Here is a 23,801-nt window from a genome sequence, read left to right as displayed (position 1 = left end):
CGAAACGCCGGATCAACTGCCCGGGCCGCGCACGATCTGCTTGGTGTTGCCCAGCACGTCGCGAACGATGGTGGTGCGGGCTTTGTCAGCCGTATCCACCGCGGCGTCGATCACCGCCGGCTGCTCGTAGCTGGGTTGCCCATAGACCTGGAAGCTTTCGATGGCCTTGATACCGCGCGCGTCGGTCGTCATGCGCCGAAAGCCGGTCAGATAGTCGACGCGGCTGGTCAGCGGTCCCTGCTCCGAGTCCTGCACGGTGCTGGTCGGCCGGCCCAACGCATCGAAACTGCTGCGCGTGCCCTTCAACGACGCGTCATCGAAGTTGATCCATCCGTCGACGTGAGGATTGCGCGGATATGATGCGAAAACGGCACGCCCCTCCTCGTCGTAACGCTTGGCGTTCCAACGCGCCGTACCCGCCACATCGGCCGCATCGTGTTCGCTCTCGGCCACCGGACGCCACAAGGCATCGAAGTAGCTGGCCTTGACGTGATTGCCGGTGGTCACGGTTTGGCGCCAGTGCCCCGCGCCCAGGCCGTATTCGGCGTTACCGACCTGCTCGAACATCACGGTCGTCGCGTTCCATGCCACCTCGTCTCCGGCGGGCGGCGTGATACGGGTGATTCGACCCATCGCGTCGTAACCGTAGCCGGTGGCGTAACCATTCTCATCGGCCAACGAAGTCAACCAGCCGTTGCCGTCCACGGAGGCGAGCTTGCGGGTACCGTCCTGGAAGCTCACCGTTTGCGGCGAACCCCGCTTCCAGTCCGCCACCGAGGTGGTCAGGTTGCGGCCATCGGTCACGCTGGCCAGGGTACCGTCGGGGTGATAGCCCAGGGCCTGTTGCAACTTTTCGTAGGCGTAGTGGCGCAGCGGTAGCGCGCTGGCCGCGTGGTAGTCGGTGCGAGAGACTATGGCGCCGGTATTGGCGTTGGTCTGCTTGGCGACCTGGCCGATCACCCACAGCGTCTTGTCGTTGTAGTAGTCGGTCAGATCCGTACGGGTATAGCCCAAGGTATTCGACTGGCCGACGCGGGTAGCCTGCGCAAACTCGTCGAATGTTTCATTCGCCGTGTCGAAACGCACCCCGTCCTGCTGAATGGAACCGGCGATCTGCGGCCGCTGGCGCTCGGACGAGAACGAGTCCAGGCGAATCTGCGGACTCTGGCCCATACGATCGGCAAAGGCCTGTTGCGGCGCGGCGGCGTTGCTCAAATAGGTGGTGGTGGCGCTGCGCAGTAACGTGCTGCCCGAATAGGTCTCCACCTGCAGCAACTGGCCCTCGTTCTCGTTGAACACCACGCCGTAGGTGTTGACCGTGCGCTGGCCGCCTGGGCTGGTAACGGTGGTGGTCTTGGTAGCGGCGCAGTTCGCGCAGGTACCCTCCCAGCTGCCGATGGGCGTGGTGTAGTCGTAGATCCAGGTGTATCCCGGCAGGCCCGGTCCTGTCACGGTCTTGCTGCGCACGGCCAGCACGTCGAATCGCGCGGGCACCATCGCGGTGTAGGCGTCCTCGGTCGGCTGGTAGTCCGGCTCCGGTCGCGCGCTCATGTCCGGAGGCGCCATGCAATCCAATGGCACGTGCTGACGACCGTGGCGGATAGTCTGGAAGACGAACTCGCCGCGCGCGCCCGAGGGGTGAACGATGGACGCGCTGCGGGTCAGCGGCACCAACGCGCGCATCCAACTGCAGTTCAAGGCCTTGTCCTGTAGGCGGGTCTGGCCGCCGGGAATCTGCGGCTCGGGCTCGTTGCTGTAATAGGGGTTGCCCCACAGCGCGTGGAAATCGATGCTCCAGCTGCTGTTGTCCGGCAGCGTCACCGACGTCAGCTGCGAATAGGCCGAGTACCCGTAGCGCCATTCGCGACCGGTGTTGGTGGCCACTTTGGCCACGCGGTCGTAGCCGTTGAGATTTTCCCAGGTAAACGACAATTGGCGGCCGTCGCTGGAAGTGATGGACTGCAGCTGCGCTCCGCTCCACTGATAGGCGACCCAGTTTCCGAAGCGGTCTTCGATGCGGGTCGGATACAAGCGAATCTCGTCGCGCGGGACCGGGCGCTGCAGCACCGTGCCGTCAGCGGTGACCGGCTTGAGCAGGTCGTCGGACGCACGCGCGACCATCCAGTCGAAGCGGTAGCGGGTGCCGTCGGGCGAACGCGCCAGGAAGCCTTCGCCGGCCTGGCCGCTCTGCAGGCTGGACAGACAGGACAGGTGCCAGTGCTTGTTGGTCACCCAGGGATAACTGCCGCCGTCGGTGGGGCGCGGCCGGGTTTCGGCGGTGGCCAGCAGCAGTTCCTGGTCGCCGCCGGGCACCACCATGCGGTAGCCGCTCCAGTACTCCCAGGGCTGCACCGCTGGCGCGCGGATCGGCGTGTCGCTTTGGATCTTCACCGTCGGCGGGCGTGCCGTCTCCAGGCTGGTCGGCGAGGAGCAACGATTGGCAGTCGCGGTGGTCGCTGCCGCGCCCAATACCCAGCCTTCCGCGCGGCTGAATGTGCCGCTGATGTAGGGCACGTCCCAATCCCAATCGCCGAACGGGCGATTGCGCGCGTCGGTCGCGTGGGCGAAGCGCCGGCCCAGCGCGACCGGAATCGGGAAGTTGCCGGGGATCGACACATCCGTGGTCGCGAAGCTCGTCGCGCCGGTGTAGAGATTCACCGAATCGCCGAACAAGGTCGGCCCTTCGGATTTGATGGTCTGCGCCGACTTGATGAGCTTGTCGTATTCCTCCCACGGCGCCCTCTGCGCGTAAACCGCGCACGACGTAAGCGTGAGCAATGCACCGATCAGATATCGCACGGTCTTCCCCTCGACCCGGGGCCGATGGCCCGCTGTGAGACCGGTCGTGATCGCCCGGTCGTAGTGGATGCATTGTCGGCCCGAAGAATGCGCGGATGCGTTCGCTTCGGCGCAGTGCGCGCACGCTTGATCGCACGAGCGATTCCTCGAGAAATCGAGACCTCGCGATCGGTTCGCGGCGAAAGTGTGAGCGGCTATGCATGCCAAGCACGGCTCGGCGCAGCGCGGGCACGGCTTGGCGCAGGCCACGCCGCGGCATCGTCTGATCGGAAGCAATCGTTGCCGCTACTCGCAACGTGCGCAGTCGAATGCCCGCATGAGAAGGGCATCTAGCAGGAGAACCCGCCCGAGCGACGGTCAAAAAAAAGGGCGCCCTTTCGGACGCCCTTCTCATGCATCGCAGCTTACCGCCAGCGCTTACCCCACCCACACCCGCGCATTGCGGAACATGCGCAGCCACGGCGAGTCGCCGGTCCAGTCGCGCGGCGCCCAGCTCAGATTGGCGCTGCGCAGGGTGCGCTCGGGGTGCGGCATCAGGATGGTGGCGCGGCCGTCGCGCGAGGTCAGGCCGGCGATGCCGTCGGGCGAGCCGTTGGGGTTGAGCGGATAACGCTCGGCGACACGGCCTTCGCCGTCGATATAGCGCAGCGAAATGTCGGCGGCGCTCTGATCGAGATTGCTGTCGAAACTCGCGCGGCCTTCGCCGTGCGCCACCGACACCGGGATGCGCGAGCCGGCCATGCCGCGGAAGAACAGCGACGGCGACTCGGCGACTTCGAGCAGGCCCAGGCGCGCTTCGAACTGTTCGCTGCGGTTACGCAGGAAACGCGGCCAATGCTCGGCGCCGGGGATGATGGGCTTGAGCTGGGCCAGCATCTGGCAGCCGTTGCACACGCCCAGCGAGAAGCTGTCCTCGCGCGCGAAGAAGGCGGCGAAGGCGTCGCGCAGGGCGCTGCGTTCGAGCACGCTAGTGGCCCAGCCGCGGCCGGCGCCGAGCACGTCGCCGTAGCTGAAACCGCCGCAGGCGGCGAAGCCCTTGTAGTCCTGCAGCGAGACGCCGCCGGCGATCAGGTCGCTCATGTGCACGTCGAAGGCTTCGAAGCCGGCGCGGTCGAACGCCGCGGCCATCTCGATCTGGCCGTTGACGCCCTGCTCGCGCAGGATCGCGACCTTGGGACGCGCGCCGAGGTTCACGAACGGCGCGGCGACGTCGTCCGCCGGATCGAACGTTAGCTTGGGCTTCAGGCCCGGAGCGGCGAAGTCGCGCGCGATCGCACGCTCCTCGTCGGCGCAATCGGGGTTGTCGCGCAGCTTCTGCATGGCGTGGCTGACCGACCACCAGGCATCGAACAGTTCGTCCCAACGCCATTCGGCCAGGGTCGCGCCGTCCTCGCGCACGCGGATCGCGGGCGCGGCGGCCGCACCTTCGACCCGGCTCAGCACCGGCTTGGCGATGCGTTGCGCGCAGTCGATCAGGCCGTGGCGCGCGACCAGGTCGGCGAACTCGGCGCGGTCCTCGTCGGCGATCTGCACGATCGCGCCGAGTTCTTCGTTGAACAGGGTGCGGAAGGGGTCCTCGCCCCAGCCGTCCAGGCTGATGTCCAGGCCCAGGCGCGAGCAGAACGCCATCTCGCACAGCGTGGCGAAGGCGCCGCCGTCGCTGCGGTCGTGGTAGGCCAGCAGCAGGCCGGCTTCGCGCGCGTCGCGGATCAGTTCGAAGAAATCGCGCAGGCGCTGCGGGTGATCCAGATCGGGCACGCCCAGGTCGTCGCGGTCGCCGTCGGCCGACTGTGCGGAGAATGCCGGCAGACCGCCTGCGTCGGCCGCGCCGGTCGCCTGCGGATGGCACTGCGCCAGCACCGAGCCGCCCAGACGCTGCTTGCCGGCGCCCAGGCCGATCAGCCACAGCTCGCTGTCGGGCTCGCGGGCGAGCAAGGGAGTGAGCTGCCGGCGCACGTCGACCACCGGCGCGAACGCGCTGACGATCAGCGACACCGGCGACACCGACTTGTGGGCGACGCCGTCGGCCTGCCACTGCGCCTGCATCGACAGCGAGTCCTTGCCGACCGGGATGCTCAGTTCGAGTTCCGGACACAGCTCCAGGCCCACCGCCTTGACCGCGTCGAACAGCAGCGCGTCTTCGCCCGGATGCCCGGCCGCGGCCATCCAGTTCGCCGACAGCTTGATCCGGTTCAGGGATTCCACCGGCGCGGCGCACAGATTGGTGATGGCCTCGCCCACGGCCATGCGCGCGGCGGCGCCGGCATCGAGCAGCGCCAGCGGCGTGCGCTCGCCGATCGCCATCGCTTCGCCGACGTAGCCTTCGAAGCCCGACAGGGTGATCGCGCAATCGGCCAGCGGCAGCTGCCAAGGGCCGATCATCTGATCGCGCGCGGTCAGGCCGCCGACGCTGCGATCGCCGATGGTGACCAGGAATTGCTTGGAGGCGACGGTCGGATGCGCGAGCACGCGCAGCGCCGCCTGATGCAGGTCCAGGCCGCTCCAGTTCAGCGCCGGCCACGGCGCGGCCGGCGGCCGGCGGGTGTCGCGGTGCATCTTCGGCGGCTTGCCGAACAGCAGGTCCATCGGCAGATCGATGGGCCACTGCGCCTCGGTTTCGGCGTTGGCGCCGTAGACCGTCTCGACCGTCGCGCCGTAACCCACCACCAGGCGCTCTTCCGCGGTCGCGTAACCGACCACCGCGAACGGGCAGCGTTCGCGTTCGCAGATCGCGGCGAAATCTTCGACGCGGTCGGCCGGCAGGCCGAGCACGTAGCGTTCCTGCGATTCGTTGCACCACAGCTGCATCGGCGACAGCGAGGGGTCGTCGCTGGGCACGCGCGCCAGATCGATCACGCCGCCCAGGCCGGAGTCGTGCAGCAGTTCCGGGATCGCGTTGGACAGGCCGCCGGCGCCGACGTCGTGGGCGCTGTCGATCGGATTGTCCGCGCCCAGCGCGACGCAGCGGTCGATCACTTCCTGGCAGCGACGCTCCATTTCCGGGTTGTCGCGCTGGACGCTGGCGAAATCCAGGTCCTCGGCGCTGTCGCCGGAGGCGACCGAACTGGCGGCGCCGCCGCCCAGGCCGATCAGCATCGCCGGGCCGCCGAGCACGATCACGGCGTGGCCGGGCTTGAGGCCGAGCTTGGCGACCTGGACGCGGTCGATCGCGCCGAGACCGCCGGCGAGCATGATCGGCTTGTCGTAGGCGCGCGCATGCGCGCCCTCGGCAAGCTCGAAGCTGCGGAAGTAGCCGACCAGGTTGGGGCGGCCGAACTCGTTGTTGAACGCGGCCGCGCCGATCGGGCCGTCGAGCATGATCTCCAGCGCCGGCGCCATGCGCGGATTCAGCGCGCGCTCGCCCTCCCAGGGCTGCGGCAGGGTCGGAATGCGCAGGTGCGAGACGCTGAAACCGCACAGACCGGCCTTGGGACGGCCGCCGCGGCCGGTCGCGCCTTCGTCGCGGATCTCGCCGCCGTTGCCGGTGCTGGCGCCCGGGAACGGCGCGATCGCGGTCGGGTGGTTATGCGTTTCGACCTTGATGCAGAACGCCGACGGCGTTTCCGCCTCGGCCGCATAGGCCTGGCTGCCCGGCTGCGGGCGGAAGCGCCGGCTCGGATAGCCCTCGACCACGGCCGCGTTGTCGCTGTACGCCGACAGGGTGTTTTCCGGCGTCTGCGCGTGGGTGTGCTTGATCATCTTGAACAGCGAGCTGGTCTGCTCGCGGCCGTCGATGGTCCAGGAGGCGTTGAAGATCTTGTGCCGGCAGTGCTCGGAGTTGGCCTGCGCGAACATCATCAGCTCGACGTCGGACGGCGTGCGGCCGAGCGCGGCGTAGCGCTCGCGCAGGTAGGCGATCTCGTCCTCCGCCAGGGCCAGGCCGAGACGCAGGTTGGCGTTCTCCAGCCCGTCCAGGCCGATGCGCTCCAGCTCGCCGCGCTCCGGCACCGCGAACAGCGCCGCCGCGTCGTCGCGCGCTTCCAGCAGCGACTGCGTCATCGGATCGTGCAGGGCCTTGGCCAACGCGCCCTGGGTGGGGGCATCGGCCGGCCAGCCGGCGAGGTCGTAGCGGGTACCGCGCTCCACGCGCGCGACCGGCTGCCCGGCGCCACGCAGCAGCTCGGTGGCCTTACTGGCCCAGGGCGACAGGGTGCCCAGGCGCGGGGTGACATAGCGCGAGACCGCGCCTTCCGCGCGCGCGGCGGCGTCCGGTTCGGCCTGCAGGATGCGGCGCAGGGTTTCGCCATCCGGCTGCGCGCCAGCGTCGGGCCGGACCCAATACACGGGCCAGGCGTCGATCAGGCGGACTTCGGGGTGGATGGCTTGCAGGCGGGCTTGGAGCCGTTCGCGGCGGAACGGAGACAGGGCCGAAAGGCCCTCGAGGACGATCATGTCCGGGGAACCGTGCAACGTCGGGCCCGGTATTGTATCCAAGCGCCCGCACCCGCGCCGTTTTCCTTGCCGCGAATGCGATCCGGCCGGCCCGGCGGCCCCGCCGGGACCCAGAAACGACGATGCCGCCTCGCGGCGGCATCGTTTTGCGGCGCCCGGCCGCTGGGCCGGGGCGGCGGGCTCAGGCCCCGCCGGCCGTGGTCGCAGCCGGCACGGCGTCCACCGGGCCGTTCGCGGCCGGCTTGACGCTGCCGTCGGCGGCCAGCTTGTCCAGGGTTTCGCGCAGCGCCGCCGGCGGCACGTAGCCGCCCAGCTGGGTGCCGTCGGCCGCCAGGATCATCGGGGTGCCGGTCAGGCCCACGCGCTGGCCCACGTCGTACTGCTGGTTGATGCTGTTCCTGCAGTTCTTGTTCGGCACCGAATGATCGCTCTTGGCGTCGGTCAGGGCCTTGCGGCGATCCGGCGCGCACCACACCGACACCATTTTGTTGTAGTCCTGGCTGCCGATGCCGGCGCGCGGGAAGGCCAGGTACTCGATCGCGATGCCTTGGCGGTTGTACTCGGCGATCTCGCTGTGCAGCTTGCGGCAGTAGCCGCACTCGACGTCGGTGAACACCGACACCGTGTACTTCGGATTGGCCGGCGCGAACACGATGCGCTCGCTGGCCGGGATCGCCTTCAAAGCCTCTTTGCGCATGCCGGCCAAGGCCACTTCGCTGAGGTTCTTCTTGGCGGTGGTGTCGAACAGCGCGCCGCCGGAGCCCGGCAGGAACAGGTAGCGGCCGTCGTCGCTGACGTAGACCACCTGGCCGGCGACGATCGCCTCGCGGAAGCCCGGGATCGGCGCGGCGCCGACGCGCTCGACGGTGACGCGCGAATTGAGCACGCGGATCGCCTCGATCGCGCGCGCGTCCGGCGTGCCGGCGGCGGCCTTGGCCGCGGCGGGCTTGGCGCTGGCGGCGGCCGCGGCCGGAGCGGTATCGGCGGCGGGCTTGGGAGCCTCGGCGCAGGCCGACAGGCTGAGCGCTCCGAGCACGGCGAATAGGGCGTACTTCATCGATCGGGTCCTTGGCTGGTTCACCGGGCGTTGGACCGCGCGGAGAAGGTGTGGTTCAACGATTGTCGCACGGGGCGCGCGCCGGGGTCGGTGGCCGGCCCCGGCCCCGGCGGCGCTAGCGCGACGGGGTTGGCGTTTTGGGGAACTTGGGAAGACGGGGAATTGGGGGGAAAGCGGCCTTTGGCCGGGGAATGCCGGCGGGCTGTATGGCGAGCCGGCCCGACGCAGCGAGCCGGGCCTTCGCCAAAGGCGCGAGCCAGTGGAGCGCTTGGGAGGCGATGCTGGGGCTCGGAGTGGCCCCCGGCCTGGCGCAGCGCGCCAGGCGTTCGGCCAAGGCGCGCGGCAGTGGTGCGCTTGGGTGTGGCGATGCTGGGGCTCGGAGTGGCTCCCCCGGCCTGGCGCAGCGCGCCAGGCGTTCGGCCAAGGCGCGCGGCAGTGCCGCGCAAGCGCCTTGGCCTCACCCCCTAGGATGATGCTTGGCGTGGAGTTGCTTGAGCTGCTCGCGCGCCACCAGGGTGTAGATCTGCGTGGTCGACAGCGAGCTGTGGCCCAGCAGCATTTGCAGGGCGCGCAGGTCGGCGCCGTGGTTGAGCAGGTGGGTGGCGAAGCTGTGGCGCAGGCCATGCGGGCTGATCCTGGCCGGATCGATGCCTGCGACCGCGGCGTAGCGTTTCACCAGCAGCCAGAACTGCTGCCGGGTCGGCGCGCCCTCCTCGCCCGCGCCGCCCACGAACAGAGCCTTCAAGGCCTGCTTGCCGGCCAGCACCGGGCGCGCCTGGGCGAGATAGCGCTCCAGCCAGTGCTGGGCCTCCTCGCCCAACGGCACCAAGCGCTCTTTGCCGCCCTTGCCGGTCACGCGCAGCACGCCCTGGCGCAGGTTGACCGCGGTCGCGACCAGGTTAACCAGCTCGCTCACGCGCAGGCCGGCGGCGTACATCAGCTCCAGCATGGCGCGATCGCGCAGGCCCAGCGGCGTGTCGGTCTCGGGCGCGGCCAGCAACGCCTCGATCTGGCTTTCCGCCAGCGCCTTGGGCAGCGAACGCGGCAGCCGCGGCGGCTCCAGCAAGGCGGTGGGATCGTCGGCGCGCTCGCCTCGGCGCAGGCGCAGGGCGTAGAAGGCGCGCAGCGCCGACAGCAGGCGCGCATTGCTGCGCGGCGAATAGCCCTCCTGGGTGCGCCAGGCCAGGTAGTCGAACAAAGCCGCGCGATCGGCGCCGGCCAGGCCGCCGCCGCGGCCGCCGCGCCAGCGCGCCAGGCCCGCGAGGTCGCGCCGATAGCTGTCCAGGGTCTGCTGGGCCAGGCCGCTTTCGGCCCAGATCGCATCCAGGAATGCCTGGATCGCAGCCTCGTCGGCGTCGGGCAGCGGCGGCAACGACATCGCCAGGCTGCGGCGTTCGGCGGGCGTGGTCTTGCGGGTTTTCGGCGACGTCATCGCCGCAGCGTCCCTCAGCCGGGCGCGCCGACGCAAGCCCGATCCGCGCCATTGGGATCGCGGGCGGCCGCAGGCGTCGCGCTACGACCGCGCGCGCGGCGGCTATCCTGTTGCGATGACCGAACGCACCACCCCCGCCATGCCCGCCCGCCCCGACGCCCTCGTGCTCTGGCGCCTGTTGGCGCTGTTCTACGATTTCTGGCCGGTGCTGGCGCTGTGGATGCTGGCTTCGGTGCTGTTCTCGGTCGGCTACACCCTGTCCGGGCACGACGTGCACGAGAACATCGCGCCGTTCAGCGCCCTGCAGTGGCTGCTGTGGCTGGTGTGCTGGCTGCTCACCGGCGCCTACACCACGATCAGCTGGCGCCGCGGCGGCCAGACGCTGGGCATGCGCCCTTGGCGCCTGTGCCTGATCGGCGCCGACGGAGGCACGCCGACCTGGACGGCCTTGTTGATCCGCTACGGCGTCGGCAGCGTGTCGCTGCTGGCCGCTGGCGCGGGCTTCTGGTGGGCCTGGCTGGACCGCGACCGCCTCACCTGGCACGACCGCGCCAGTGGGACACGCTTGATCCGGCTGCCGAAGAAATGATCGGGCGACGCTTGTCGCCGTAACCGCGCGACGATGCGGTTCGCCTGCGGCTCACCACATCCTACGGCCGGCGTCGTTCGCGGCAGCGCACCAGCAGCCGCGTTGCTGTTGCTGTTGCCGTTGCTGTTGCTGTTGCCGTTGCTGTTGCTGTTGCCGTTGCTGTTGCTGTTGCCGTTGCTGTTGCCGTTGCCGTTGCCGTTGCCGTTGCCCCGGCATTGGAATCCATAGCCCCGCACCCACGCGAACAACCGTAGACCCGAAGGGCGGCGCGCAGGACGCGCGCCGTTTTTCGAATGGACAAGGATGTCCATTCGAAAAATCCCGGCGCCAGCACTGAACCCGCAGGGGAGGTTTGGTCCCGCTAGCCCTTCTCTTTGGTTACTTTCTCTTGGGCTAGCAAGAGAAAGTGACCCGCACGCGCAGCGGGCGGAAGCCGTTGAACTTCGTGGCAAACATGCAGAGCGAGAGCAACGGCACATCTCCCAGCGCGCCAGACCACCGCCGTAGCCGGAGTTCGCGATCGCGGCTCACGCCGCTCCCACAGAAAGCTCGCCTAAGCCGAAGCCAACGACGCAGCCGCGATTCGCGGTCGCGGCTTGCGCCGCCCCTACAAGGAGCTTGGGCGGGAGAATAGTGACTCGTGGCGCAGTGGGCGCAAGCCGTTGACCTTCCGGCCAAGCACGCAAAGCGAGGGCAGCAGCAGATCCACCCCAACGCCTAGCTGGCGCCGTAGCCGGAGTTCGCGATCGCGGCTCACGCCGCTCCCACAGAAAGCTCGCGCAAGACGAAGCCAACGACGCAGCCGCGATTCGCGGTCGCGGCTTGCGCCGCTCCTGCAGGGAGCCTGGGGGAGAGAAAGCGATTCGTGGGGCCAGCGGGCGACGCCGGCGCGTCAACCCGAGCGTTTCTTGAACAGGAAGGCGGACACGCCGACCATGATCACCGTCGGCATCAGATAGGCCAGGCGGAAGTCGAACTTGTACACGCTGGCCAGCTTCACGAACTGCGTCTGCAGCAGCCAGAAGCCGAGCGCGAACACGATGCCGATGAACAAGCGCTTGCCCATGCCGCCGCTGCGCAGCGCGCCGAAGGCGAACGGAATCGCGGCCAGGCACAGGGCCAGCACGTTGATCGGGTAGAACCAGCGGCCCCAGTAGTGCTCCTCGAACTCGCCCGCCTCCAGGCCGTTGCGTTCGCGGTAGTCGATCGCCGCGGCCAGGGCCGCAGAACTCAGGTAACGCGGGCGATCGGAACCGGCCATCAGCGCCGCGCCGTCCAGCTTGGACTCCCAGCGCTCCTGCGCCACATGGGTCTGGGTCACCGATTTGGCGCCGAAAGTGGTGCGGGTGACGTCGCGCAGCACCCAGCCGCCCGGGCGGTGTTCGGCGATGTGCGCGATCGCGGCCGATTTCAGGCGGCCGTCCTCGGCGAACTCGTAGAAGAACACGTCGCGCAGTTCCAGCCAGGTGTCCTTGCCGTTGCTGCGGTCCTGACCGCCGCCGGCGTTGAGGATGAAATCGCCTTCGCGCGCCCACAGGCCCGAGTACTGGGCCACGATCATGTTCTTGGACTTGGCCGAGGCCTTGAGCGCCTCGGCGCTGCGCTGCGCCCACGGCGACAGGGTTTCGCCGTTGACCACCATCAGCAGGGTCAGGGTCGCCAGCGCGCCGGCCACGGCCAGGCTCAGGCGCCGGCGCGACAGGCCGACCGCGCGCAGGGCGGTGAGCTCGGAGGTCGCCGCCAGCTGGCCCAGCGCCATCAGCGCGCCGATCACCGCCGAGGTCGGGAACAGGGTGTAGGCGCGGCGCGGGATGGTGTAGACCATGTAGGTCAGGGCCTGGGTCAGGCCGTAGTTGCCCTTGCCGACGTCGCTGAGCTCGCTGCTGACGAAGCCCAGCATCACGTCCAGGCCGATCATCACCGTCCAGGTCAGCAGCACCGTGCCCAGCACGACGCGGCCGACGTAGAGGTCGTGGATCTTGGGGAAGGGCTTCATGCCAGCGCCCTCGCGCGGCCCAGGCGGCCGTCGCCGAAGTACAGCCACAAGGCCAGGCCCAGCATGGGCAGCACCAGCCACCACAGCCCCAGGAGCAGCGAGATCTTGCCGCTCTCCAGCCAACCGGTGCCTGCGATCATCAGATTGATGCCGATCAGATAGGCCAGGAAGCCCATCAGGATGCGCCCGTAGCGTGCCTGGCGCGGCATGCTGCGCGCCAGCGGGACCGCCATCAGGGCGAAGGCCAGGGTCAGCAGCATCGGCGCCAGGCGATAGTGCAGCTGCGCGCCGGCCTCGCGGCGCGGATCGCCCAGCAGCGCCGGGGTCGACATCAGCTCGGGGTTCTTGGGGTCGAACTTGGTCTCGCCCGCCGGCAGCAGCAGCTCGTTGCTGGCGTAATGCATCATGCGGAAATCCAGCTCGTTGTTGCGCGGCCCCTCGACCTGGAAGCCCTTGTTGAGGGTCAGGTAGCGATTGCCCTGCTCGTCGACGTTGAGCACGCCGTCGTTGGAGGTGGTGATCTCGCGGCGGTCCTCGCTCTGGCGATAGACGAACACGCGCTGGAAGCGGCTGCCGTCGTTGGACATGGCGCCGACGTAGATCACCCCGCCCTTGCCGCCCGGCAGTTCGGTGAAGCTGCCCGGCTCCAGGCCGGCCACGATCAGGTTGCGGTTGGCTTCGCTGATCATCTGCTTGGACACGCGCTCGGCCCAGGGCCCCAGCCACAGCGAGCAGGCGCCCACCACCAGCATGATCGGCAGCACCAGCATCAGCAGCGGCTTGAGCAGGCGGCGCGGGCCGACGCCGATCGAGGCGATCACCGGCATTTCCGAATCGCGGTAGAGCCGGCCGGCGCCCAGCATCAGGCCCAGCATCAGCGCCAGCGGCAGGATCAGCGGCAACCACTTCAGCAGCACCAGCCCCAGCTGGGCCAGCATCATCCCGGCCGGGACCCGGCCGCGAGCGATGTCCTGCAGCACGTCCGTGAAGGCCCCGCCCACCGCGACGATCAGCAGCACCACCAGGGTGGCGAAGGTGGCCTGGGCGAATTCGCTCAGCAAATAGCGGTCAAGCTTGGGCATCTGGCTTCGGCATAGGGGCGGGCTTGCGTTAAACTCGGGGGTTCGTTCGACGGCATGGGACGGCTGCAGCCGGCGCGATGCGCGCAAGTCCAGCCCACCGGAAGCCGCCCGATTGTACGGAACTCACTTCCTTTAGCTGCACTTCTACCTGGGAATCTGTTGGATGACCCTCGAATTCGACCTGAACCGCGATGCGCCCGCCGCCGTCAAGACCGATTGCATCGTGGTCGGCGCCTATGCCGACAAGACCCTGACCGCCGCCGGACAGGCCCTGGACGCTGCCAGCGGCGGCCGCCTGAGCGCCCTGCTGGAGCGCGGCGACGTCAGCGGCAAGACCGGCAAGACCACCCTGCTGCACGACCTGGCCGGCGTGGTGGCGCCGCGCGTGCTGGTGATCGGGCTGGGCGAAGCCGGCAAGTTCGGCGTGCCGCAGTACCTCAAGGCCGCCGCCGACGCGGCGCGCGCGCTCAAGGCCGGTCCGGTCGAACACGCGGTCTTCACCCTGTCCGAGGCCCCGGTCGCCGGCCGCGACAGCGCCTGGGCGATCCGCCAGGCCGCGATCGCCGCCGATCACGCCTGCTACCGCTACACCGCCACCCTGGGCAAGGCCGCGCTCAACAAGAGCCGGGACGAGCCCGGCCTGCGCAAGCTGGCGATCAGCGGCGACGATGCCGCCGCCCTGGCCCAGGGCCAGGCGATCGCCGCCGGCGTCGCGTTCGCGCGCGAGCTGGGCAACCTGCCGCCGAACGTGTGCAACCCGGCCTACCTGGCCGAGCAGGCCCAGACTTTCGCCGCCCGCTTCCCGACCACCAGCTGCGAAGTGCTGGACCGCGAGCAGATGCAGGCGCTGGGCATGGGCTCGCTGCTGGCGGTCGCGCGCGGCTCGGCCAATCCGCCCAAGCTGATCGTGCTCAAGTACAACAACGGCGGCGACGCCAAGCCCTATGTGCTGGTCGGCAAGGGCATCACCTTCGATACCGGCGGCATCAACCTGAAGGTCCAGGGCGGCATCGAGGAAATGAAGTTCGACATGTGCGGCGCGGCCACCGTGATGGGCAGCTTCGTGTCCGCGGTCGGCATGCAGCTGCCGATCAACCTGGTGGTGGTGGTGCCGGCGGTGGAGAACATGCCCGACGCCGACGCCTACCGCCCCTCCGACGTGCTCACCAGCATGTCCGGCAAGACCATCGAGGTCGGCAACACCGACGCCGAGGGCCGCCTGATCCTGTGCGACGCGCTGACCTACGCGCAGCGTTTCGAACCGCAGGCCCTGCTCGACGTGGCCACCCTCACCGGCGCCTGCGTGGTCGCGCTGGGCAAGTACGCCAGCGGCCTGATGAGCAAGGACGACGACCTCGCCGCCGAGCTGCTCGGCGCCGGCGAGCAAGTGTTCGACCGCGCCTGGCGCCTGCCGCTGTGGGACGAATACCAGACCCAGCTCGAATCGACCTTCGCCGACGTCTACAACATCGGCGGCCGCTGGGCCGGCGCGATCACCGCCGGCTGCTTCCTGGCCCGCTTCACCGAAGGCCAGCGCTGGGCCCACCTGGACATCGCCGGCGTGGCCAACGACGAGGGCAAGCGCGGCCTGGCCACCGGCCGTCCGGTCGGTTTGCTGAGCCAGTGGCTGCTCGAGCGAGGCGGGCATTGAGAATCGGGAATAGGGAATCGGCAGAAGCAAAGCTCGCTCCTGCCGATCACCACCGAGCCATCGCCTCCTGCCTCTACGATTCCCGACTCCCCATTCCCGATTCCCGGCTCCTATGCCCCGCGCCGACTTCTATCTGATCACCACCGCGCGTTTCCGCGAGGAACCGCTGCGGCTGGTGAGCGAGCTGGCGCGCAAGGCGTTCGACGCCGGCCTGCCGACCCTGATCCTGGCCCGCGACGCGGCCCAGGCCGAGGCTTTGGACGATCTGCTGTGGGATATGGGCGACGACGTCTTCATCCCGCACCAGATCGCCGGCGCCGACGTCGACGAGGAGGAAGCCGACGTGCTGATCAGCGCGCCGGACGCCGACGCGGCGATGCGCCCGCTGGTCATCAACCTGCGCGACGACGCGGTCCCGGACGGCTTCGACCGGGTGCTGGAAGTGGTGCCCGCCGACGCCGAGGCGCGCGGCCCGCTGCGCGAGCGCTGGAAGCAATACCAGTCGCGCGGCCTCGAACTCAAGAAACACGATATGTGACGAAGGCCGGGATTCGGGATTGGGGATTCGAGATTCGAAAAACCCCACCGCGTCCGGCCTTCGCTCTTCCTAATCCCCAATCCCCAATCCCGAATCCCGGCTCTTATGTCCCTCGCCCCCAGCTACGACCCCAAGCAGTTCGAAGCCCGTCTGTACGAGCAGTGGGAGAGCAGCGGCGTATTCCGGCCGTGCGGCGAGGGCCCCGCGTATACGATCCTGCTGCCGCCGCCCAACGTGACCGGCACCCTGCACATGGGCCACGCCTTCCAGCACACCCTGCAGGACGCGCTGATCCGCTATCACCGCATGCGCGGCTATCGCACCCTGTGGCAGATGGGCACCGACCATGCCGGCATCGCCACGGAAATGGTGGTCGGCCGCAACCTAGCCATCGAAGGCAAGGGCGAGACCCGCGATTCGCTGGGCCGCGACAAGTTCATCGAAAAGGTCTGGGACTGGAAGCAGCACTCCGGCGGCACCATCGAGCGCCAGATGCGCCGCCTCGGCGCCAGCGGCGACTGGTCGCGCAGCGTGTTCACCATGGACCCGATGGCCTCGGACGCGGTCACCGAAGCCTTCGTGCGCCTGCATGAGAAGGGGCTGATCTACCGCGGCCAGCGCCTGGTCAACTGGGACCCGGTGCTGAAGACCGCGATCTCCGACCTGGAAGTGGCCAACGAGGAAGAGAACGGCCACATGTGGTCGATTCGCTATCCACTGGCCGATGGCGCGACTTACGAGTACGTCGAGCGCGACGCCGACGGCAACGAAACCCTGCGCGAAGTCCGCGACTACGTGGTGGTGGCCACCACCCGCCCGGAGACGATGCTGGGCGATACCGCGGTGATGGTGCACCCCGAGGACGAACGCTACACGGCCATCCACGGCAAGTTCGTCGATCTGCCGCTGACCGGCCGCCGCATCCCCGTGATCACCGACGCCTACGTCGACCGCGCGTTCGGCACCGGCGTGGTCAAGGTCACGCCCGCCCACGACTTCAACGACTACGCGGTGGGCCAGCGCCATTCGCTGCTGTCGATCAATATCTTCGCGCCCGATGCGTCGGTCTGGACGACTTCGGGCCCGACCGCGCTCAAGCACGTGCTGTCGTCCGCCGATCAGAATTTCACCAGGATCGACCTGGATAACTGCACGCCGCAGCAGGCTCAATACACCGGCGATTTTTCCTTGTTCACCGAACAAGGCATGACGGCGATCGTCGAGAAGTACATCCCGGCAGCGTATCGGGGCCTGGACCGCTTTGAAGCGCGCAAGATGATCGTCGCGGACCTGGATGTCGCCGAACTGCTGATCGAGATCAAGCCCCATCGCCTGCAGGTGCCGCGCGGCGACCGCAGCGGTCAGGTGATCGAGCCGTATCTGACCGACCAGTGGTTCGTGAAGATGGATACCTTGGCCCAGCGCGGCCTCGAACTCGTCGAGTCGGGCGAGGTGAAGTTCGTACCGGCGAACTGGATCAATACCTACCGCCATTGGCTGGAGAACATCCAGGACTGGACGATTTCGCGCCAGCTCTGGTGGGGCCATCGCATCCCCGCCTGGGCCGTCCGCTCGGGCGAATCGGATTTCACGCCGCTGGTCGGGGAGATCGTCGCCCGCACGCAGGCCGAAGCCGAAGCGGCCGCCCACGCCAAGCTGCTCGACGCGCTGGGCCGCGACAACTACGAGAAGGCCAAGGACCGGATCGAGCTGATTCAAGACCCGGACGTGCTGGAAACCTGGTTCTCCTCGGCCATGTTCCCGTTCAGCACGCAAGGCTGGCCGAACGAAGACAAGATGGGCGAACTCGGCTTCGACATCGCGCTGCCGACCAGCGTGCTGGTGACCGGCTTCGACATCATCTTCTTCTGGGTCGCGCGCATGATCATGATGACCGACGAGCTGGTCGGCCGCGTGCCGTTCCGCGACGTCTACATCACCGGCCTGGTCCGCGACAAGGACGGCCAGAAGATGTCGAAGTCGAAGGGCAACATCCTCGATCCGCTGGACATCATCGACGGCATCACCGCCGAGGCCCTGGTCGCCAAGCGCACCACCGGCCTGATGAAGCCGCAGGACGCGCCGAAGATCGAAAAAGCCACGCGCAAGGAATTCCCCGACGGCATCCCGGCCTTCGGCGCCGACGCGCTGCGCTTCACCATGACCGCGCTGGCCGGCCCCGGCCGCGACATCAAGTTCGACCTGGGCCGCGCCGAGGGCTACAAGAACTTCTGCAACAAGCTGTGGAACGCGACCCGCTTCGTGCTGATGAACACCGAGGACGCCAGTTTCAGCGGCGCCCCGGATCCGCAGACCGACGCCGAGCGCTGGATCCTGTCGCGCCTGGCGCGGGTCTCGGCCGAGGCCGAAACCCAGTTCGCCGCCTACCGCTTCGACTTGCTCGCGCAGGCGCTGTACGAGTTCGCCTGGAACGAGTTCTGCGACTGGTTCGTGGAGCTGGCCAAGCCGGCGTTGCTGGGCGAGGACCAGGCCGCCGCGCAGAGCACCCGCCACACCCTGCTGTACGTGCTCGAACGCCTGCTGTCGCTGCTGCACCCGCTGATCCCGTTCGTGACCGAGGAGCTGTGGCAGCAGGTCGCGCCCAAGCTGGGCATCGCCGACGCCACGATCATGCTGCGGCCGTATCCGCGGGCCACGGATTTCGGCGCCGACCACGCCGGCGCCGAGGCCGACGTCGAATGGCTGAAGGCGATGGTCAGCGCGCTGCGCAAGATCCGCAGCGAGCTCAACGTGGCCCCGTCCAAGACCGTCGCGCTGCTGCTGTCGGGCGGCAACGACGCCGATCGTACGCGCGCCGCACGCTTCGACTCGCAGCTGCGCTTCCTCAACCGCCTGGAACGCGTCGAATTCCTCGCCGCCGGCGCCGCATCGCCGGCCGCCGCGACCGGCGTGGTCGGCGACCTGACCCTGCTGGTGCCGCTGGAAGGCCTGGTCGACCTGGGCGCCGAACGCGTGCGCCTGGACAAGGAGATCAAGCGCGTGGAAGGCGAGATCGGCAAGTGCGAGAACAAGCTCGCCAGCGAGACCTTCGTCCAGAACGCGCCGCCCGCCGTGGTCGAGCAGGAGCGCAAGCGCCTGGGCGACTGGCGCGCGCAGCTCGAAGCGCTGCAGGCGCAGCGCGCGAAGCTGGGCTGAGGCCGGCATGCTGCGGCGCCTGCTCGGCTGGCTGGGCGCGCGCCGCGGCCACGCCGTATTGCCCTTGCAGACGCTGTCGCCCGATTTGGTCGAGCGGGCGATCGCGGTATTCGGCGAGGGCGAGCGTTCCGACGACCAGATCGAAGCGCAGATGCTGGTCCTGGCCGGCGACCCGACGACCGCGCGCAGGCTGGTCGACGTGGTACCGGAAGCGTTCGGCCTGCTCCTGATCGCGCATATCCCGGCCTGCGCCGAAGTGGCGATGCCCGACGGTTTCCAGGCCCAGGCCGCGGACGGGCGCTGGCACGTCTTCCCATGGGAGCGCGAGCCGCTGTTCGCCTTGGCCGCGCAAGCCGCGGCACGCATGTTTCACGAAGGGCCGCGCGCACGCTTCCAGGCCATCGCCACACGCGGCTCGATGATCGCCGCGGTCGACAATGCGCTCAACCAGGAGACCGACCTCGCCGGCTCGACGCTGGGCGCACCGGCCTTCATCGGGCTTCCGGCCGAGCTCTATCTCGATCCGTAGGGCGCGGCAAGGCGTACCGCACCGGCGATGCGCGCGATCGCGGCTTACGCCGCTCCCACAGGAAGCGCGCGGCTGCGTCGCGAGGGCTCGCTGTGCTTTGGGGTAGGAGCGGCGTAAGCCGCGACCTCGTCCTGGCCGTGGGTTCGTGGTCGCGGCTTACGCCGCTCCTACCCCCGAGGCCACGGTGTGTCGGCAGCCGGTATCAGCCCTCGTCCGCGAACAGCTCCATCGCCATCACCAGCGCATCCTCGCGGCCGTCGCGGGCCGGGTAGTAGCGCGGGCGGCGGCCGATCTCGTTGAAGCCTTCGGCATGGTAGAGCGCGATCGCGCCCGGGTTGGACGGGCGCACTTCCAGGAACACCCGCTCGGCGCCGCGGCCGCGCGCGATCTGCAGCAGCGCGTGCAGCAGGCGGCGGCCGTAGCCGTGGCCCTGCTGCTCGGGCGCGACGCAGACGTTGAGCACGTGCGCCTCGCCCGCGGCCAGGCTCATCAGGAAATAGCCCAGGATGCGCTCGTTGCGGTACAGCACCCAGGACGGGTAATCCGCGCGCAGGCAGTCGCGGAAGATGCCCAGGGTCCAGGGGAATTCGTAGGCGCGGATCTCGATGGCATGGACCGCGTCGAGGTCGTCCTCGCGCATCGGCCGCAGGGCCGCGGCCGGCGATTCGCGTTCGACGGCCTGCGCGCTCATCGACGCGAGCCTCGCCGCAGGCTGCGCAACAGCGGCCACAGCGCGCGCTTGGCGGCCGGGTAGCCGCGCAGGGTCGCGGCGTCGTACAGGTTCAGCACGGCTTCGTCGGGCGGCGCATCGGGGCGGCGGCCGGCCGCGCGCAGCACCGCGCGCAGCAGGGCGTCGTCGCCGCTACGCGCGGGCGTGGCGGGCGTGGCGGTCGTGGCGGTCGTGGCGCGTTCCGCAGGCCGTTCGGGCCTGCGCTCGGACGCGGACGCGCGCGGCTCTACGTCGGTGCGCGCGGACACCGCCCGCGGATCCTGGCGCGCGGGCGGCGCGGCTTCCGGCGCGCCCGCCAGCGCCAGCGCCGGATGGCCCAGCGCCTGCAGCCATTCGCGTTGCTGCGCGCTCCACAGGCTCACGTGCCGGTCCCCGTTTCGGCCGGCGGCAGCCGGCGCGCGCGCCGGTACAGCGCATAGACCGGTCCGGACAAGGCATAGGGCGCGAAGATCAGCAGCAGCACGCTGGGCGGATCGATCGCGATGGCGATCACCACCACCACCACCACCAGGATCGCCAGGAACGGCACCCGGTCGTGCTTGGGGCCGCCGCCCTTGAAGCTGAAATAGCGCAGCCGGCTGACCATCAGCAGGCCGGCGATCACGGTCACCGTCAGCGCGACGTAGCGCAGTTCCTCGCCGGTCCAGCCCAGCTCGTCGCAGGTCCATACGAAACTGGCGACCAGGCCGGCCGCGGCCGGGCTGGCCAGGCCGATGAACCAGCGCTTGTCGACCTGGCCGACCTGGGAGTTGAAGCGCGCCAGCCGCAATGCGGCGCAGGCGGCGTACAGGAAGGCGGCGATCCAGCCGATCTTGCCCGGCATGGGACCGTCGTGCTTCATCGCCTCCAGCGCCCAGTGGTACATCACCAGGGAGGGCGCCAGGCCGAAGCTGATCAGGTCGGCCAGGGAGTCGTACTGGACCCCGAACTCGCTCTGGGTATTGGTCAGGCGCGCGACCCGGCCGTCCACCCCGTCCAGGATCGCGGCGATGAAGATCGCGATGCAGGCGTCCCCGTAGCGGCCCTGGGTGGCGGAAATGATGGCGTAGAAGCCGGCGAACAGGCCGCCGGTGGTGAACAGATTCGGCAGCAAATAGATGCCGCGTCCGCGCGGTCGTGGCGTAGGCGTAGGTTCCATAACGGAAGTGTAGCGCTTGCCTGTGCGCCGTCGCGGTGCTGCAATCGGCGTTCCCCCCGTTGTACCCATTCCCGCCACCGTCCAGCACCGACCTGCCCGGAGCCGACCATGCCCTGCCCGACCCGCATTCCCACCCCCTCCCCGTCGCGCCATGCGTGGCTGGCCGCCGCCCTGCTGGCGCTGGCCCTGCCGGCCGCCGCGGGCGAGGTCTACCAGTGGAAGGACGCCAACGGCGTCACCCACTATTCCGACTCGCCGCCGCCCAACCAGGGCAACGTCAAGGGCCGCCAGATCCAGCACAAGACCGGCGCGCCCTCGCTGGCCCAGACCAAGCCCAGCGAAAGCGCCGAGTGCACCACCGCGCGCAACAACCTCAAGCAGCTCCAGAGCAACGCCCCGATCGGCCTGGACACCGACAAGGACGGCAAGGCCGACGCCGCCTTCACCCCGGAACAGCGCGCCGCCCAGGTCAAGCTGGCCGAGGCCTCGATCGCCGCCTATTGCAAGCCGGCCGCCGCGGCCGCCACCCCGCAGGCCTAAGCCGCGGTGAAACTGGGCTGGGCCATCGTCGCGGGCATCGCGCTCGGCGCTGGCCTGGCCTGGTGGGCGGCCCGGGACGAGCCCGGCCAGGCCCGTCGCGAACGGGCGCAGGCCCAGGCCCGCGCCGAAACCGCCGACCCGCCGCTGTACCGCTGGCGCGACGCCGCCGGCCAGTTGCATATCGGCGAACGGCCGCCCAAGGGCCGCCCTTACGAGCGCCTGTCGCGCGAGCCGCAGGCCGGCATCGAAGTCCACGGCGACCGCGACTGAACCCGCGCATTCGCGCGACGCCCGCGCGCACGGCAGAATGGGGGCTTCCCTCAGGTTTCGAATCCCGCCGATGCGTCTGTCGCAGTTCCATCTCCATACCAGCAAGGAAACCCCCGCCGAGGCCGAAATCGTCAGCCACAAGCTGATGCTCAAGGCCGGCATGATCCGCAAGCTCGCCGCCGGCCTGTACACCTGGTCGCCGCTGGGCCTGCGCGTACTGCGCAAGGTCGAGCGCGCGGTGCGCGAGGAAATGGACGCCGCCGGCGCGATCGAGGTGCTGATGCCGACCGTGCAGCCGCGCGAGCTGTGGGAGGAAACCGGGCGCTGGGAGAAGTTCGGCGGCCAGCTGCTCAAGCTCAAGGACCGCAAGGAAGCCGAGTACTGCTACGCGCCCACCGCCGAGGAAGTCATCACCGACTTCGCCCGCAACGAGCTGTCCAGCTACAAGCAGCTGCCGGTCAACTTCTACCAGGTCCAGACCAAGTTCCGCGACGAGATCCGCCCGCGCTTCGGCGTGATGCGCGCGCGCGAGTTCCTGATGAAGGACGCCTACTCGTTCCACCTCAGCGATGAGGACCTGGGCCGCGAGTACCGCAACATGTACGACGCCTACGGCCGCATCTTCACTCGCCTGGGCCTGCAGTTCCGCGCCGTGTTCGCCGACACCGGCGCGATCGGCGGCAGCGCCTCGCACGAATTCCACGTGGTCGCCGATTCGGGCGAGGACGCGATCGCGTTCTCCGACGGTTCCGACTACGCCGCCAACGTCGAGCTGGCCGAAGCGCTGTCGCCGGGCGCGCGCGCCGCGGCCGGCGAAACCCTGCGCAAGGTCGATACCCCGACCCAGAAGACCTGCGAGGAAGTGGCCGCGCTGATGGGCGTGGCGCTGGCGCGCACGGTCAAGTCGGTGGCCGTCGTCGGCGCCGACGCCGAGGGCCAGCCCCAGTTCGCGCTGGCGCTGGTGCGCGGCGACCACGCGGTCAACGAAATCAAACTGCGCAAGCTCGCCGGCCTGGGCGAATACCGCCTGGCCACGGAGGCCGAGATACTCGAGCACCTGGGCGCGAATCCCGGTTTCCTCGGCCCGGTCGCGCCGCCCAAGAAAATCCGCGTGGTCGCCGACCGCAGCGTCGCGGCCATGGCCGACTTCGTGGTCGGCGCCAACGACAACGGCTACCACCTGGCCGGCGTCAACTGGGGCCGCGACCTGGCCGAACCGGACGAGGTCGCCGACATCCGCAACGTCGTCGAGGGCGACCCCTCGCCCGACGGCCAGGGCACGCTGCGCATCGGCCGCGGCATCGAGGTCGGCCACGTATTCCAGCTCGGCCGCAAGTACGCCGAGGCGATGAAGCTCAACGTGCTCGACGAGACCGGCAAGGCCGCGGTGCCGGCCATGGGCTGCTACGGCATCGGCGTGTCGCGCATCGTCGCCGCGGCGATCGAGCAGAACCACGACGAGGCCGGCATCTGCTGGCCCGAGGCGATGGCGCCGTGGGCGGCGGTGGTATGCGTGATCAACCCCAAGAACGACTCCACCGTGGCCGAGGCCGCCGCCGCGCTGTACCGCGACCTCAACGCGGCCGGCGTCGAAACCGCGCTGGACGACCGCGGCCTGCGCCCGGGCGCGATGTTCGCGGACATGGAACTGATCGGCATTCCGCACCGGATCGTGGTGTCCGAGCGCGGCCTGGCCGCCGGCACCTACGAATACCGCCAGCGCCGCGCCGCCGAGGCCGAGAACCTCGACCGCGAGCGCCTGTTCGCGCGCCTGACCGGGTCGGCCTGAGCCGGATTATCCGGCCTAGAATCTCCCGGGATACCCCCGGGAGATTTACTCGGCCGCGCCGGTCGGATTAATATGGCCCGGCACGCCATGGACCGGCCGATAATCCAACCCGA

Annotated in this window: 18 protein-coding genes; 9 read left to right on the top strand and 9 right to left on the bottom strand. The window is 69.3% G+C overall.

All coding sequences use genetic code 11. The annotated features are described in order from the left end of the window. Nucleotides 1-12 precede the first annotated feature (12 nt). From V1318_RS06880 to xerD, 4 genes are all read right to left on the bottom strand, one after another. Nucleotides 13-2,799 (bottom strand): hypothetical protein, encoded by a 2,787-nt coding sequence (locus V1318_RS06880; RefSeq protein ID WP_332938859.1) that lies wholly within the window; start codon nucleotides 2,797-2,799, stop codon nucleotides 13-15. A gap of 417 nt (nucleotides 2,800-3,216) precedes the next feature. Next, on the bottom strand, nucleotides 3,217-7,191 hold the full coding sequence (gene purL / locus V1318_RS06875) for a phosphoribosylformylglycinamidine synthase (protein WP_332938858.1): 3,975 nt from the start codon (nucleotides 7,189-7,191) through the stop codon (nucleotides 3,217-3,219). Nucleotides 7,192-7,372: 181 nt separating this feature from the next. Then, nucleotides 7,373-8,248, bottom strand: coding sequence for a DsbC family protein (locus V1318_RS06870; protein ID WP_332938856.1), 876 nt, complete (start codon nucleotides 8,246-8,248; stop codon nucleotides 7,373-7,375). Between the two features lie 457 nt (nucleotides 8,249-8,705). Next, the gene (xerD, locus tag V1318_RS06865; RefSeq protein WP_332938855.1) at nucleotides 8,706-9,680 is read right to left on the bottom strand and encodes a site-specific tyrosine recombinase XerD; all 975 of its coding nucleotides are present in this window, start codon (nucleotides 9,678-9,680) and stop codon (nucleotides 8,706-8,708) included. Between the two features lie 115 nt (nucleotides 9,681-9,795). Between xerD and V1318_RS06860 the strand changes: the two genes are divergently transcribed. Together V1318_RS06860 and V1318_RS06855 are read left to right on the top strand one after the other, a co-directional pair. After that, the gene (locus tag V1318_RS06860) at nucleotides 9,796-10,269 is read left to right on the top strand and encodes an RDD family protein (RefSeq protein WP_332938853.1); all 474 of its coding nucleotides are present in this window, start codon (nucleotides 9,796-9,798) and stop codon (nucleotides 10,267-10,269) included. A 102-nt stretch (nucleotides 10,270-10,371) separates the two neighbouring features. Continuing rightward, entirely contained in the window at nucleotides 10,372-10,497 is a 126-nt protein-coding gene (locus tag V1318_RS06855) for a hypothetical protein (RefSeq protein ID WP_332938852.1), read from the top strand. A gap of 664 nt (nucleotides 10,498-11,161) precedes the next feature. On the opposite strand, the gene lptG is transcribed toward V1318_RS06855, so the two are convergent. Together lptG and lptF are read right to left on the bottom strand one after the other, a co-directional pair. Continuing rightward, nucleotides 11,162-12,265, bottom strand: a complete 1,104-nt coding sequence (lptG, locus tag V1318_RS06850) for an LPS export ABC transporter permease LptG (protein WP_332938851.1) — start codon at nucleotides 12,263-12,265, stop codon at nucleotides 11,162-11,164. Beyond that, a complete protein-coding gene (gene lptF, locus V1318_RS06845; protein ID WP_332938849.1) occupies nucleotides 12,262-13,347 on the bottom strand; it encodes an LPS export ABC transporter permease LptF in 1,086 nt (361 codons plus the stop codon). Before lptF ends, lptG begins: the two co-directional genes overlap by 4 nt. Before the next feature lie 163 nt (nucleotides 13,348-13,510). Between lptF and V1318_RS06840 the strand changes: the two genes are divergently transcribed. The 4 genes from V1318_RS06840 (at nucleotide 13,511) to V1318_RS06825 (ending at nucleotide 19,221) form a co-directional block, all read left to right on the top strand. Beyond that, nucleotides 13,511-14,998: a leucyl aminopeptidase gene (locus V1318_RS06840; protein WP_332938847.1), complete on the top strand. Its 1,488-nt coding sequence runs from the start codon at nucleotides 13,511-13,513 to the stop codon at nucleotides 14,996-14,998. Between the two features lie 112 nt (nucleotides 14,999-15,110). Further along, complete coding sequence (locus tag V1318_RS06835; protein ID WP_332938845.1) at nucleotides 15,111-15,536, top strand: DNA polymerase III subunit chi; 426 nt, start codon at nucleotides 15,111-15,113, stop codon at nucleotides 15,534-15,536. 105 nt (nucleotides 15,537-15,641) lie between these two features. Beyond that, nucleotides 15,642-18,692: a valine--tRNA ligase gene (locus V1318_RS06830; protein ID WP_332938843.1), complete on the top strand. Its 3,051-nt coding sequence runs from the start codon at nucleotides 15,642-15,644 to the stop codon at nucleotides 18,690-18,692. Between the two features lie 7 nt (nucleotides 18,693-18,699). Next, entirely contained in the window at nucleotides 18,700-19,221 is a 522-nt protein-coding gene (locus V1318_RS06825) for a hypothetical protein (protein WP_332938841.1), read from the top strand. A 202-nt stretch (nucleotides 19,222-19,423) separates the two neighbouring features. Here the strand turns inward: V1318_RS06825 and rimI are convergent, their stop codons facing one another. Genes rimI through pssA form a run of 3 tightly spaced genes read right to left on the bottom strand, consistent with a single transcriptional unit; the run spans nucleotide 19,424 to nucleotide 21,089 of the window. Beyond that, nucleotides 19,424-19,912 carry a ribosomal protein S18-alanine N-acetyltransferase gene (gene rimI, locus V1318_RS06820; RefSeq protein ID WP_332938839.1) on the bottom strand — a complete coding sequence of 163 codons (489 nt, stop codon included), beginning with the start codon at nucleotides 19,910-19,912 and terminating at the stop codon, nucleotides 19,424-19,426. Continuing rightward, entirely contained in the window at nucleotides 19,909-20,313 is a 405-nt protein-coding gene (locus tag V1318_RS06815) for an alanine acetyltransferase (protein WP_332938837.1), read from the bottom strand. The genes rimI and V1318_RS06815 overlap by 4 nt, the downstream gene beginning before the upstream one ends. Then, nucleotides 20,310-21,089: a CDP-diacylglycerol--serine O-phosphatidyltransferase gene (gene pssA / locus V1318_RS06810; RefSeq protein ID WP_332938836.1), complete on the bottom strand. Its 780-nt coding sequence runs from the start codon at nucleotides 21,087-21,089 to the stop codon at nucleotides 20,310-20,312. The genes V1318_RS06815 and pssA overlap by 4 nt, the downstream gene beginning before the upstream one ends. A gap of 108 nt (nucleotides 21,090-21,197) precedes the next feature. Here pssA and V1318_RS06805 point away from each other — a divergent pair, with 108 nt between their 5' ends. The 3 genes from V1318_RS06805 (at nucleotide 21,198) to V1318_RS06795 (ending at nucleotide 23,688) form a co-directional block, all read left to right on the top strand. Further along, nucleotides 21,198-21,629 carry a DUF4124 domain-containing protein gene (locus V1318_RS06805; protein ID WP_332938834.1) on the top strand — a complete coding sequence of 144 codons (432 nt, stop codon included), beginning with the start codon at nucleotides 21,198-21,200 and terminating at the stop codon, nucleotides 21,627-21,629. 6 nt (nucleotides 21,630-21,635) lie between these two features. After that, nucleotides 21,636-21,899 carry a DUF4124 domain-containing protein gene (locus tag V1318_RS06800; RefSeq protein WP_332938832.1) on the top strand — a complete coding sequence of 88 codons (264 nt, stop codon included), beginning with the start codon at nucleotides 21,636-21,638 and terminating at the stop codon, nucleotides 21,897-21,899. A gap of 70 nt (nucleotides 21,900-21,969) precedes the next feature. After that, nucleotides 21,970-23,688 (top strand): proline--tRNA ligase, encoded by a 1,719-nt coding sequence (locus V1318_RS06795; RefSeq protein ID WP_332938831.1) that lies wholly within the window; start codon nucleotides 21,970-21,972, stop codon nucleotides 23,686-23,688. The last annotated feature ends 113 nt before the right edge of the window (nucleotides 23,689-23,801 follow it).

Origin of the sequence: Lysobacter sp. CCNWLW3 (genome assembly GCF_036697405.1) — a bacterium.
Lineage (GTDB): Bacteria > Pseudomonadota > Gammaproteobacteria > Xanthomonadales > Xanthomonadaceae > Lysobacter.
The sequence above is the reverse complement of the archived record's forward strand: the minus strand, read 5'-3'. Positions and strand labels throughout refer to the sequence as shown.